11 protein-coding genes are annotated in these 12,610 nt (G+C 63.5%); 2 read left to right on the top strand and 9 right to left on the bottom strand.

The annotated features are described in order from the left end of the window. Positions 1-53: 53 nt before the first annotated feature. Complete coding sequence (locus tag LQE90_RS04940) at positions 54-1,166, top strand: helix-turn-helix domain-containing protein (protein ID WP_231088209.1); 1,113 nt, start codon at positions 54-56, stop codon at positions 1,164-1,166. Here LQE90_RS04940 and LQE90_RS04935 read toward each other — a convergent pair. The 5 genes from LQE90_RS04935 to feoB form a co-directional block, all read right to left on the bottom strand. Next, positions 1,052-2,014: a sensor histidine kinase gene (locus LQE90_RS04935; protein WP_216529992.1), complete on the bottom strand. Its 963-nt coding sequence runs from the start codon at positions 2,012-2,014 to the stop codon at positions 1,052-1,054. The two genes, LQE90_RS04940 and LQE90_RS04935, sit on opposite strands and share 115 nt — an antisense overlap. A 15-nt stretch (positions 2,015-2,029) precedes the next feature. Then, positions 2,030-2,806 carry an ABC transporter permease gene (locus LQE90_RS04930; protein WP_114566832.1) on the bottom strand — a complete coding sequence of 259 codons (777 nt, stop codon included), beginning with the start codon at positions 2,804-2,806 and terminating at the stop codon, positions 2,030-2,032. Continuing rightward, the gene (locus LQE90_RS04925; protein ID WP_216529993.1) at positions 2,797-3,720 is read right to left on the bottom strand and encodes an ABC transporter ATP-binding protein; all 924 of its coding nucleotides are present in this window, start codon (positions 3,718-3,720) and stop codon (positions 2,797-2,799) included. The genes LQE90_RS04930 and LQE90_RS04925 overlap by 10 nt, the downstream gene beginning before the upstream one ends. 495 nt (positions 3,721-4,215) lie before the next feature. Next, on the bottom strand, positions 4,216-4,926 hold the full coding sequence (locus LQE90_RS04920; protein ID WP_231088208.1) for a response regulator transcription factor: 711 nt from the start codon (positions 4,924-4,926) through the stop codon (positions 4,216-4,218). A gap of 118 nt (positions 4,927-5,044) precedes the next feature. Next, positions 5,045-7,633 carry a ferrous iron transport protein B gene (feoB, locus tag LQE90_RS04915; protein ID WP_216529994.1) on the bottom strand — a complete coding sequence of 863 codons (2,589 nt, stop codon included), beginning with the start codon at positions 7,631-7,633 and terminating at the stop codon, positions 5,045-5,047. Positions 7,634-7,898: 265 nt separating this feature from the next. Between feoB and LQE90_RS04910 the strand changes: the two genes are divergently transcribed. After that, positions 7,899-9,044 carry an ABC transporter substrate-binding protein gene (locus tag LQE90_RS04910; protein WP_216529995.1) on the top strand — a complete coding sequence of 382 codons (1,146 nt, stop codon included), beginning with the start codon at positions 7,899-7,901 and terminating at the stop codon, positions 9,042-9,044. A gap of 275 nt (positions 9,045-9,319) precedes the next feature. Here the strand turns inward: LQE90_RS04910 and LQE90_RS04905 are convergent, their stop codons facing one another. The 4 genes from LQE90_RS04905 to LQE90_RS04890 all read right to left on the bottom strand — a co-directional run bounded on the left by LQE90_RS04905 (position 9,320) and on the right by LQE90_RS04890 (position 12,369). Next, complete coding sequence (locus LQE90_RS04905) at positions 9,320-10,195, bottom strand: ABC transporter ATP-binding protein (RefSeq protein WP_225748826.1); 876 nt, start codon at positions 10,193-10,195, stop codon at positions 9,320-9,322. Then, positions 10,192-11,322: a FecCD family ABC transporter permease gene (locus tag LQE90_RS04900; RefSeq protein ID WP_231088207.1), complete on the bottom strand. Its 1,131-nt coding sequence runs from the start codon at positions 11,320-11,322 to the stop codon at positions 10,192-10,194. The genes LQE90_RS04905 and LQE90_RS04900 overlap by 4 nt, the downstream gene beginning before the upstream one ends. Then, positions 11,319-11,864, bottom strand: coding sequence for an FmdE family protein (locus LQE90_RS04895; RefSeq protein WP_216528865.1), 546 nt, complete (start codon positions 11,862-11,864; stop codon positions 11,319-11,321). The genes LQE90_RS04900 and LQE90_RS04895 overlap by 4 nt, the downstream gene beginning before the upstream one ends. 109 nt (positions 11,865-11,973) lie before the next feature. Then, positions 11,974-12,369 carry a metal-dependent transcriptional regulator gene (locus LQE90_RS04890; protein WP_181792559.1) on the bottom strand — a complete coding sequence of 132 codons (396 nt, stop codon included), beginning with the start codon at positions 12,367-12,369 and terminating at the stop codon, positions 11,974-11,976. Positions 12,370-12,610 lie beyond the last annotated feature (241 nt).

The raw sequence follows: 12,610 nt of genomic DNA, 5'->3' as shown, positions 1-12,610 counted from the left end.
AAGCAACGCGCAAGCGCAAGAGAGCAAACGCGTCGAATCGCAAGGAGGTCGCGTTGAATCGACAGGAAGGCTCTACGTTCAATATCATGCAAGACATCGTGCTGCCCTGCGTACGCGACCTGAACATGCGCGAAGTTCCGCACACGAGCGCCGACGGGCACGCTACGCCGCTGCGCGAAGGGCGCTTCTTTTACGCGCCCGAAGACCAGGCATCCGGCTACTATTGGGTGTACGCGAATCGGGATTTCGCCGTATCGGTTACCTCGATGAGATTTCGCCGAGATTTTCAGCAGCACTGCCTTCATCCGCGACTCGTGTCGGTGAGCTACCTGCAAGCAGGATCGTACGTCAGGCAGGACACGGGGCTCGTCGTAAAAGCCCCGTACTTGGAGGGGCACGCCACCAAAGGATGCTCCTGGAACTCCTCCCACAAAGCAGGCCAGCTTCTGCACAGCGTGGGCATCATGCTGACGCCGCCCTTTTACGAACGCTACCTGGGCGCGATATACCGCGGAGAGTCCTTTTCCGCCGAAGATGCGTTCGCAAGCATTGACGGACTGACCGATTTTTCCGAGATGATCGTGCTGATGAAGCAAATCGAAGCGTACCGCGGCACGGGGGCATCGGCACGGCTGTTCTATCGAAGCAAGGTGGAGGAGGCGGTGGCCCTTGTGGTGGACAAGTCGCGCAGCCTAGCCGCGCGGTCGGGCATCGACGAAGCAAGAAGCCCGTTCGCAAGCGCGCTTTCGCGCGAAGACGCCCGCGCGATCGAACGCGTTCGGAAACGCCTCGACGAACGGCTGGCCGATCCCGTCAGCGCCCTTGAACTGACGCGCATCGCGTGCATGGGGCAAACGAAGCTGCGTCGAGCATTCAAGCAAGCCTACGGGTGCACCATCGTCGAATACCGTCAGCGAAAACGGTGCGCACGCGCGGCCGAACTGCTCGCCTCGAGCGGCGCGTCCGTCGCGCAAGCTGCCGCAACCGTGGGCTATCGTCCCGAACGGCTGGCCGAGCTGTTCGCGCGCATTTACGGCGCCACCCCGAGCGTCTACCGAGAATCGCTTGGACAAGCGGGCAATCTAGCCTCGAACACGATCCACGTCGACGCGTCCCGCGCTTCGACGCGCGCATCAAGCGCGCCGCCCATACGCTCCACCAGGTGACGCGCGATCGAAAGCCCCAATCCGGAGCTTTCCTGGGATCGGGCGGAGTCGACCGTGTAAAACGGCTCGAACAAGCGCGCAACCTGGTGCTCGTCGATGCCTTCGGCATCGTTGGCAAACGACACCGTCACCCAGCCGCCGCACGGCGCCGATCCTTCGCGCGCGTACGCCGCGTCCACGACAAAGCAGCTTGCCGCGTACTTGCCGGCATTGTGCACCAGGTTCGCGAACACGCGCTCCACGGCATCGGCGTTCGCGCGCGCGAAAAGCGGGCCGTCCGGGATGGACGCGCGCACGCTCGTCCCCCGCCTCTCCAGCAACCGGTACTGTCCCGCGATCGATTCGCGCAGCAGCCTTGCCGCGTCCACCTTTGCAAGCTCCAGGGAAAACCCCTCGCCGCGCACGCGCGAAAGCTCGTAGAATTGCGCGATCAGGCGCTGCAGCGATTCCGCCTTGCGCTCGACCGTGGCAAGCGCCGCGCGATCCTCTTCGCTCAAAGGTCCCGCATCGACAAGCGCCAAGTAGCCCTGGATCGAAGTGAGCGGCGTGCGCAAGTCGTGGCTTATACGCTCGATCTGCTCTTTCAGCTGAACCTCGCGACGCGCGTAGAGCACCGACTGGCGGCGGATGCCGTCAAGCGCGCGGTTCACGGTGCGCAGGAAGGCTTCCAGGTCGCGGTCGGGACACGGCATCTTCACGATGCGGTTGTCCTCCAGATGCTCCACGATATCGCGCAGCTCGCGATCGGCGCGACGCAGCGACCGCTTGAGCGCGAAGCAGCGCATGCCGAACCATGCCGCCGCGCCCAGCGCGAGCAGCAGCGAGATAGCGAACGCCCCGTTCGGCATGCCCTCCCCCTTCCGCTACAGTTCCGTTTTTCCAATGCGCCACAAGCCCGCCGCCGAGAACGCCGCGATGCCCGCGAACCCGGAGATCAGGCACTTCGCCAAGCCTTGCGGCGTATCCCATAAGAACTCCGCCGCGCCGCTCATGTTGATGAGCACCTCGTTCGCGAAGAAGTTGTACGGCATCCAGCTGGCAAGCACGGCCACCGGCTCGACCACGCGGCCCACCGCGTCGAGCGCCATGGGAACCAGGCACACGACGGTCAACCATATCATAAACGCGTTGGCGGGCTTCGGCGAGACGATGCACGCGGCAACTGCCAGCACCACGCACGCCACCGTGAACGGCAAAGCCGAGAGCACGCCTTTGACCAGGTGCGTCGCAGGTTCTAAAACGGGGCCTTCCAGAAGCAGCGCCGCGCTGCCAACGTACACGATCAGGATGACCGCCAGCCCCATCAAGCCCCACGCAATCGACACCAGGCACTTACCTGCGAACAGGTCGCGCCGCGCAAGCCCTTGGGCTATCTCGTTTTTGAGCGTGCCGTTCTTGCGATCGTCGCCGAACAACAGCCAAACCAGCAGCCCGGCCATGAGAAACAACGCCCCCAGCGACATGATCACGTTGCTGAGTGAAAAACGCGCGGTGGCGTACGGGAAGTCGGGCGTGCCGGCCATGACGGCCAGAAGCACGTTCGCAGCCAGCACGATCGCGCACAAAACGCCCACGAGCAGGTATCCTTCCTTGCTCCGCGCAATGCGGTACCACTCGCTTTTCATATAGTTCAGCAGCATGTTGCCCCCCGCTCCTTCATTTCCAGATAGTACTGCTCAAGCGACATCTTTCGACGTTCCAGCTTGGAAACGCCCATGCCGTGCGCGCTCGCCAGCGCGCTGAACGCCTCGATGCCGTGCTGCGGATCGAGAATGCGAACCGTGGAGTCAGGAAGAACCTGGTAGCGGTCGTGGTGCAGCTCGGTTTCCAAAAGAACCGCGTAGCGCGGGGTGTCCGACACGGCGATGTCTATGCAGTCGGCGCAGCGCACACGAAGCTCCTCGGCGCCCACCTGCTCCAAAAGCCGGCCCTTGCTCAAAAACGCGTAGACCGTGGCCATCTGCTCAAGCTCGGCCAGATGATGGCTCGACACCACCACGGTGATGCCCTTTTCCCGATTGAGCCTTTGCAGAAGAACGCGCATCTCGACGATGCCGCTGGGATCGAGCCCGTTCGTCGGCTCGTCCAAAATAAGCACCTCCGGCTCCCCCAGCAACGCCATGGCCAGGCCCAGCCGCTGTTTCATGCCCATCGACAGGTCGCGGCACGCACGGTCCTTCGCGTACGACAGCCCCACGGTGTCGAGCACGCGCGAAACCGCGTCCCTGCCGGGAACGCCCCTGCGGATGCGGCAGCATTCCAGGTTCTTCTCCACGCTCAAGGCCGGATAGAAGCCGGGCTGCTCGATGACGACCCCGATGCGCGCCCGCTGCCGCTCAAGGTTGCGCGGCGCGCTCGCGCCGAGCAGGCGCAGTTCGCCCTCGGTGGGAAACGCAAGGCCGCACAGCAGCTTGAACAGAGTCGATTTACCGGCTCCGTTGTCTCCCACCAGGCCGAACACCTCGCCGCGGCGCACGATGACGCTCACATCCTCGAGCGCGCGAACGTCGCCGTAGCGCTTCGTCAGCCCTCTTGTCTCGATAACCGATTCCATGGTTTCCGCTTGCCTTTCCTCATCGTCGCTTCGCAATGGGCGGACCTCGTCGATCTCGGTTCGCCATCGCACGAGAGAACCTTACCGCCCCGACGTGAAATAAGTCCTCAAGAAAGGATAAAGAAAGAATAAAGATGCGATCGCACGTCGAGCTTTCGGCAGGAGGCCGACGCGCCGTCGAACCCGCCGAGCCGCCCGAGCCCGACGAACCACGCACTCGTCCCGTCACATCCTGTTCCCGTCGTCGCTTCGCCACACCCTCTTCATCGAGGTTCTGTCAAAACGAACGAGTTTTGCTGATCCTCAAGTCAGGATAAATGCAACGCGCAAGCCTCTGAACAGGCATGATGAAAAACGCCCCTTGGCAACCTGCCTGCAAGAGGCGAAAAATCCCCGCAAAACTCGTCCGTTTTGACAGAACCTGGAAACCTCCGTGGCAAATTGAGGCGTTCGCCTCCGTCAATCCCACCAGCCCCGTCCGGACCCCCGAAAGGCTCACGACAGCTTGAAACCGATGCCCCAAACGGTTTTGACGTACTCTTCATCCGGCTCGACGGCGGCAAGTTTCTTGCGGATGTTGCTCACGTGCACGTTGACCGTGTTGTCCTCGCCGTAGTAGCCGCTCTTCCATACCAGCTCGTACAGCAGCTCGCGCGAAAACACCTTGTCGGGCGCCTGCATAAGCACGTGCAGAATATCGAACTCGTGCGCGGTCAGCGCCACCTCCTCGCCACCGAGAAACACCCGGCGCGTAGCCGCATCGAGGCGCAGGTTCTTGAACGAGTACGACTCCTCGCGCTCTGCTGGCAACGCGGCGCCCGCGCGCCGCAGCACGGCCTGCACGCGCGCGACCAGTTCTTCGGGCTGAAACGGCTTCACCAGGTAGTCGTCGGCGCCCTGGGCCAGCATGTCCACCTTGTCGGACAGCCCCGCCTTTGCCGACACTACGATGACGGGCGTCTTCAGCCTCCGGTCGGCGCGCATGAACGCGATCAGCTCCGGGCCGTCCATGCCCGGCAGCATCATGTCCAGCAAAACCAGGTCGAACGCTTCGCGCTCCAGATGAAGCCGCGCCTCGGTGCCCGAATACGCATGCACCGCGCGATAGCCGGCCCGCGTCATGACGGTGCCCAGCAGCGCGTTGATGTCGGGGTCGTCCTCCACCACGAGAATGCAGCCCAACGCCGCACCGTCCATCTCGACCATCAGCAGTCAATCCTCCCGTATTCCCAAGCACGCGTTCGCATGGCCGCCCGCGCGAACGGCTCGACGCGGCAGGGCGGCGGGCAGCCTCGATGCCGCCCGTTTCACCTTCGTTGAAGCTCTAGCGCCTTCGCGCCCGATCGTCACGCTGCGCATCGGCGCGCGCAGGCTCGGATCCGAACGACCCGCCGTCCCCGTCAGCCGCGCGCGGCACCGGCACCTGCGCGCAGCCTTCGCAGCCATCGCACGACAACCCGCATCCGCTTCCCTTCGCGCGGCGCGAGCGCATGCGCGCCAAAGCCAGCACGACGAGCACCGCCACCAGCGCGCCCACCGCCAGCGTCCACGCGTTCTCTCCGGCGTCCACCGCAAGCGTTCCCACGCCGTGCACGACGAACGCGGCAACCCACGCCACCGCCAACTGGCCGAACACCACGCCGAGCGCCCACTTCCCGCCCAGTTCGCGCTTCACCGCCGCCACCGCCGCCACGCACGGCGTGTACAGCAGGCAGAACACCAGCAAAGCCAACGCGGCCACGGAGCTCATGACGGCAACCAGGCTCGCCGTGTTGCCGAACAGGATGGACAGCGTGGACACGACGCTTTCCTTGGCCATGAAGCCGGTGACGAGCGCCGTCGAAATCCGCCAATCCCCGAATCCGAGCGGCGCGAACACCGGGGCGATCCAGCCGGCCACCACGGCCAGCATGCTGTCCTCGGAGCTCGCCACCATGTTCAAGCCGAAGTCGAACGTCTGCAAGAACCAGATGACGATGGTCGCCACGAAAATGACCGTGAAGGCGCGCTCCAGGAAATCCTTCGCCTTCTCCCACAGCAGCTGACCGACGCTGCGCGCGCTGGGCATGCGGTAGTTCGGCAGCTCCATGACGAACGGCACGGCCTCGCCCGAGAACAACGTGCGGCGCAACGCCAGCGCCACCAGCACGCCCACCGCAATGCCGCCGAAATACAGGCCCACCATCACCAAGGCCCCGCTCGTCGGGAAGAACGCCGCCGTGAAGAACGCGTAAATGGGCAGCTTAGCCGAACAGCTCATATACGGAGTGAGCAGGATGGTCATCTTGCGATCCCGTTCGGACGGCAGCGTGCGCGACGCCATCACGGCCGGAACCGTGCACCCGAATCCGATCAGCATGGGCACGATGCTGCGCCCCGACAGGCCTATCTTGCGCAACAGCTTGTCCATGACGAACGCCACGCGCGCCATGTAGCCGGAATCTTCAAGAAGCGACAGGAAGAAGAACAGCGTGACGATAATCGGCAGGAAGCTGAGCACGCTTCCCACCCCGTTGAACACGCCGTCGATGACAAGCGATCGCAGCCCCTCGTTCACCTGGGCGGCAGTCAGCGCGGCGGCGGTCACGTCGGTAAGCCACCCGATGCCGGCGTCCAGAACCTCCGAAAGCCAGGCGCCCACCACGTCGAACGTAAGCCAGAACACAAGCGCCATGATGGCCGCGAAGGCGGGTATGGCCGTATAGGTGCCGGTCAGCACGCGATCGACAAGCATGCTGCGCGCATGCTCGCGGCTCTCGTGCGGCCTGACCACCGTGTCTTCGCACACGCGCCCGATGAAGCAAAAACGCATGTCGGCGATAGCCGCCGCGCGGTCGAGACCGCGTTCAGCCTCCATTTGGGCCACGATGTGGTCGAGCATGTCCTTCTCGTTTTGATCCAAATGCAGCTTCTCCAAAACAAGCGCGTCGCCCTCCGCCAGCTTGCTGGCGGCGAACCGCGGCGGAATGCCCGCGCGCTCGGCATGGTCGTCGATCAGCGCCATGATGCCGTGCAGGCAGCGGTGCACGGCGCCGCCATGCTCGTCAGCCGCGCAGAAGTCCTGGCGAACAGGCGGCTCCTGGAAACGCGCCACATGCAGCGCGTGCTCCACCAGCTCCTCGATGCCCGCGTTCTTGGACGCCGAAATGGGAACCACTGGAATGCCCAGCAGCTCTTCCATCTCGTTCACCAGGACAGTGCCGCCGTTGCCCTCCATCTCGTCCATCATGTTAAGGGCCAGCACCATGGGTATGTCCAGCTCGAGCAGCTGCATGGTCAGGTACAGGTTGCGCTCGATATTGGTGGCGTCCACGATGTTGATGATGCCGCGCGGACGATCCTCCAGCAAAAACCGCCTGGTAACCACCTCTTCGCTCGAGTGGGGCGACATCGAGTAGATGCCCGGAAGATCCGTTACCAACGCCTCGGGATGCCCCTTGACCACGCCGTCCTTGCGGTCGACCGTCACCCCAGGGAAGTTGCCCACGTGCTGGTTCGCGCCGGTCAGCTGATTGAACAGGGTTGTTTTGCCGCAGTTTTGGTTTCCCACGAGAGCGAAGGTGAGCGGCGTTCCTTCGGGCAGCGGGCTTTCGGCGGCCTTGTCGTGGAACTTCCCGCCCTCGCCCAAACCCGGGTGAGGCAAGGGGCGCCGCGCAAGCGGCTCCCGGCGAGGTTCGCTGGCTTCGCGCACATCGTCGATCTCGATCTTCTGCGCATCGTCCAAACGCAGCGTCAGCTCGTAGCCGTGGACGCGCACCTCCACGGGATCGCCCATGGGAGCATGCTTCACCATGGCGATGTCGACTTGCGGAATAATGCCCATGTCCAGGAAGTGCTGGCGAAGCGATCCTTCGCCGCCAACCCCCACCACCGTGGCGGCCTTCCCAATGGGCAGGTTGTTCAGGGTGCCCAATGCGTCTCCTTGCGCGGCTGCGGCGAATCCCCCGCCGAGCCGCCGTCTCTCGTCTTTTGCTCGCAACCATGGTACCGCGAAACGGGCGCCTTGGGGCACAGAAAGTTGCCCGAGGCAAACGTCGAGCACGCATGAGCAGCGCAACGCCCGCAACCGCTCGCTCTTCTTGGTGTTACGAATTCCGATTTAGTATTAATATGATGTTACGAATTTCTATTCCGTGTTACCATCGCGCAAGAGGGAGGCCTAAACGAAAGGAATCAACATGCCCCAACTGAAAACGACGAAACGGCTTCGGCTGATCGCCGCGGTGCTGCTGGCCGCCGCGATCAGCATCCTATGCCTAGGAGGATGCGGCGCCGGACAAACCGAGAGCGCACAGCAGGATCCTCCGGCAACTTCGCAAACCGTCACGGTTACCGACATGCTCGGTCGCAGCGTCGAAGTCCCTGCCGAAGCGCAACGCCTCATAGGCATCGGATCGAGCTCGCTGCGGCTGATCTCGTATCTGAACGCCGCAGACAAGGTGGTCGGCGTGGAGCAGTCCGAGCTGAAGGACAACGTCACCTGCAGCTATCGCCACGTCAACCACGAAACGTTCAAGAACCTGCCCGTCATCGGCGACGGAGGGTCGAAGGGAACCACCCCGAACGAGGAAGCCATCATGCAAGCGGCGCCCGATGTCGTGTTCGCCTCGATCGACAAAGACGCCGCCGACGCCCTCCAAGAAAGGACCGGCGTTCCCGTAGTATGCCTGACCTTGAGCAACGTGGTGTTCGACCAGGCGTTCTACGACAACGTCAACCTGGTTGGAGGCATCGTTGGCAAGCAGGAGCGCGCGGCGGACATCGTCCGCTACATGGAGGACACGCGCGCAGACCTCGAGAAGCGCACGGCCAACCTTCCCGCCGACCAGGTCAAAACGGCGTACGCAGCCGGCATCAGCTTCCGCGGCGGGCACGGCTTCGCGGGAACGGAAGCGAACTTCCCGCCCTTCCAGGCGACCAACGTGAAAAACGTCGCCGATGTGAACGGCGCGAGCGGAGCTTTCGACATCGACCTCGAAGCCATCTCCAGCGCACAGCCCGACTACGTGTTCGTCGAAAGCGGGAACCTGCCGCTCGTGAAAGAGGACTACGAAGCCAATCCCTCCTACTTCTCCGCGCTCAAGGCGGTGCAGGACGGCAAGGTGAGCACGCTCATCGCCTATCGCTTCTACGCCACCAACATCGAGCTGGCCTTGGCAAACTGCTACCAAGTAGGAGCAACCGTCTACCCCGCGCAGTTCGCCGACATCGATCCCACGCAAAAGCTCGACGAGATCACGGAGTTCTTCTTGGGAGCCAGGCTTTCGAGCGACCTTGCCGCCGAAGGGTGCGAATTCAAGCAGATCGATCTGGCAAACCTGTAGCGCCCGAGCACGGCCGCAGGGCTACGGAGCAGCCGCGCAACCTCCCGCATTCGTGCGTTCGGGTGCTCGACCTCGGCGTCGAGCACCCGAACGTCCCGTTGCGCGCCCGCGCAACGGGACGGCGGCACCCGTCACCTCGCTCGTTCGCGGTCGGCTCCGGGAATTGTCGATCCAAAAACACGTTTTCGGCCCCGAAAACGTGTTTTTGGATCGACAATGAAAGCGGGCGCGCCTTGCGACCGCGAACGATAGCGAGCACCCGTTGCGCCGCGCCGTCAGCCAAGCGGCACGGCTACCGGAACGTCGCCCACCGCGTCCACCTTGAAGCCCACGTCGTACGTGGCCGACAGAGCCTCGTCGGTCACCGCCTCGCGGTCGCCGTACGCCACCACGCAGCCATCGCGCACCAGTAAAAAACGATCGCAGAATCGCAATGCCAGGTTGATGTCGTGGATCACCAGCACCGAAGCGATGGACTCCGAAGCGGTCACGTCGCGCACGATGCCCAAAACCTCCAGCTGGTTCTTCGGATCGAGCGCGCTCGTGGGCTCGTCGAGCAGCAAAACCTTCGGCTCCTGCGCAAGCGCACGGGCGATGAACACCTTCTGACGCTCGCCTCCGGACAGCTCGTCAAGATAGCGCGCGGCGAATCGCTCAAGCCCCAGACGCTCGATCATAGCGGACACCACCCGGCGATCGCGATCGGACAACGACCACGAAACATGCGGCTTTCGCCCCAACAGCACCTGGTCGTACACGCTCAAGTGAGGGATACGCTGCTGCTGCGCAACCAAGGCAATGCGGCGGGCGACGTCGCGGCGGCCGAGCGACGCGACGTCGCGACCATCGACCTTCACCGACCCCTCGCTCGGGCGAACGATGCCCGCCAAAACGTTGAGCAGCGTAGACTTCCCTGCTCCGTTGTTTCCCAGGATGGCCAGCATCGACCCCGCGGTCGCCTGCACGTCGATGCCGCGAAACACCGGCTTTTCGGCAGCGGGGTACGCATACGCCACCGCCTCGGCGGACAGCACGGGGCGCTCGGGGATTCGCGAATCGGCCGCAGGAGCGTCGAACACCTCCTGGAGCAGTGCCCGCGCCTCCTCGACGCTCACGGCAGGATCGCCCTTCCCCAACTGCTCGCACCTCATCGCTTGCACCCCTTGTACAGCAGGTACAAAAACAGCGGCGCGCCCAGAAACGACGTGATGGCGCCAATGGGGAGCACCACGGGCGATATGACCATGCGCGCCGCAAGGTCGCTGGCCAGCATGATGATCGACCCCAGGACAAGCGATGCCGGCAGCAGGAAGCGGTAGTCGTTGCCCACAAGACGGCGAGCAATATGAGGGGCAATGAGCCCGATGAAGTTGACAAGCCCCACGAACGACACCATCGCCGCCGCCATGACCGTAGACGCCACAACGCCCAGCACGCGGCAACGCACCACGTTCACGCCCAAGCCGCCCGCAACCTGGCCGCCGTTTTGCAACGCATTGTAGTTCCAGCGATTCGCGAAAAAGTACAGCGCGCACGCAGCACCCACCAGGGCCATGAAGCCGATTTGAGACCACGTTGCACGGCCCAGATCGCCGAACTGCCAAAAGATCACTTTCGTCAGGGCAAGATCGTCTGAAAAATACTGGATGATGGTCGACGCGCCCGCCCACAAAGCCGAAAGCGCAACGCCCACGAGCACGATGCTCTCCGGGCTGGAAGACCCCAGCCGCGAGAACAGCAGCACCACCGCGCTCGACGCCAAGGCGCCAGCGAACGCGAACAGGGCGACGGCGCCCATGCCGATCCCCGTGGAAGCGCCCGCCACAACAGGAGCCACCACAAGAAGGGCCAACGTGGCGCCGAAGGCAGCTCCCTGGGAAATCCCCACGGTCGATGCGGATGCGAGCGGATTCTCCAGAACGCTTTGCAGCACGGCTCCCGCCAGCGCCAGGCCGGCGCCGGAAACGATAGCGCACAGCACGCGCGGCAGACGAATGGATCGCACGGTCATGACGTCCTGCGCGGACCCGATCCCCAACAGCGCCTGCGCGCTGGCAAGCGGGTTCATGTCGGAAGCGCCGCTTGCGAGCGCGCACAGAGAAACCGCGACGCACACGGCAACAAGCACGGCGACAACCAGCCAGTTCCGTCGCTCGATGCGCGCCTGAGCATGCGCCGCCCTTCCCGAACCGCGCGCCGAGGCCGCCGAAGCCGAAGCTGCCGAAGCCGAAGCCGAAACGCCCGCATCGCCTTCGGCAGCCATCAGGGACCGAATCACCAGATTCCCTCCCGCGCGTACGCGTCGTAGCAATCGCGGCACACCAAAGCGCCCTGCTGCACGCGCAAGCCGTACTCGGCCGTCGATTCGCCGCACACCGCGCACTCCTGCGACGCGAACAGCCGCGCAGGTTCCGGAAGACCGTACGAGGGCAGCCCCACGTCGAACAGCTGGTCGTACGGCGTGCTCAGGATGTACGATTGAAATTCGTCGCGGCTTCTCTCGCCGGATCGGGCCGTGAACACAAGGCGCACGGCGCGGTCGGTGCCGCGCACGAAGAACGAGAACGCCATCTTGCCGCGCAATCGGGGAATCAGGTTCGACTTGCCGTACGTGCAGCCCAGAACAACCTGCACGGCATCCACGCCGCACGCATCGTTCTCGGTCACGCACACGATCTCCTCGTCAACGGCGGGAAGCCTCGCCGCATCGAGTCCCAGCTCCGCAATGGCCCCTTCGCACGCTTTGAATCCTATAGCGAGCCCCGGGCACGTGTGCCCATGAAACGACGCCGCCCGCGTCCACCACGTTTCGTCCAGCATGACATATTCCTTCCGTACGATGTGCAACCGTTTCGCCGCGCATCGTAACACGGAATTCAATTTCGTAACACTCTCAATCTGCGGACGGTAGAGAAGCGGACCCGTGCTGCTACGAATGCGGCCTTTCGGAGCACTTCAGGCCAATGCTGTCAGCGTAGGCGACCCAACGCTCGAAGGACTCGTCGCTAATGGCATGCTCCATCTTGCAGGCTTCCTCGTCTGCGACGTCCTCATCGATGCCGATGACCTTTGTCAAGAACGCCAGAAGAAGCTTATGGCGGTCGAGCACGGAGGTGCCGTACGCCATCCCCTTCTCGGTCAGGGTGATGCCGCCGTAAGGCTGCTGGTCGACATAGCCTTCACGTTTGAGCACGATCACCGCCTTGCTCACCGACGCTTTGGAAACCGATAGCGCGTCGGCTAGGTCAACCGAGCGCACGACGGCCCGCTCGGGACCGCTCAGCTCGACGATAGCCTCCAGGTAATCTTCGCCGGACATGGACATTCGCTCCACGACCCGCCTCCTTCCCCTCCCCCTATGCCCGAATCCAGTCAAAACAAGAAAAGCGGAGGGAAGAAGGGGGGATCTTCCCTCCGCTTGCATGATGCGGCAGTCGGCCAGACGAGAGGAGCCTCTGCCGCCGGGTCAGCGGATTCGCAATCGATAAGGCAGCGCCTCGTTCGATGTGAGTTATCTTAGGTGAACTTATACGTGCCGACAAGGGGAGTTAACCTAGGTATACAAT

Source organism: Paraeggerthella hominis (assembly GCF_021044775.1).
Classification (GTDB): Bacteria; Actinomycetota; Coriobacteriia; order Coriobacteriales; family Eggerthellaceae; genus Paraeggerthella; species Paraeggerthella hominis.
This window is presented reverse-complemented; position numbering and strand designations above follow the sequence as displayed.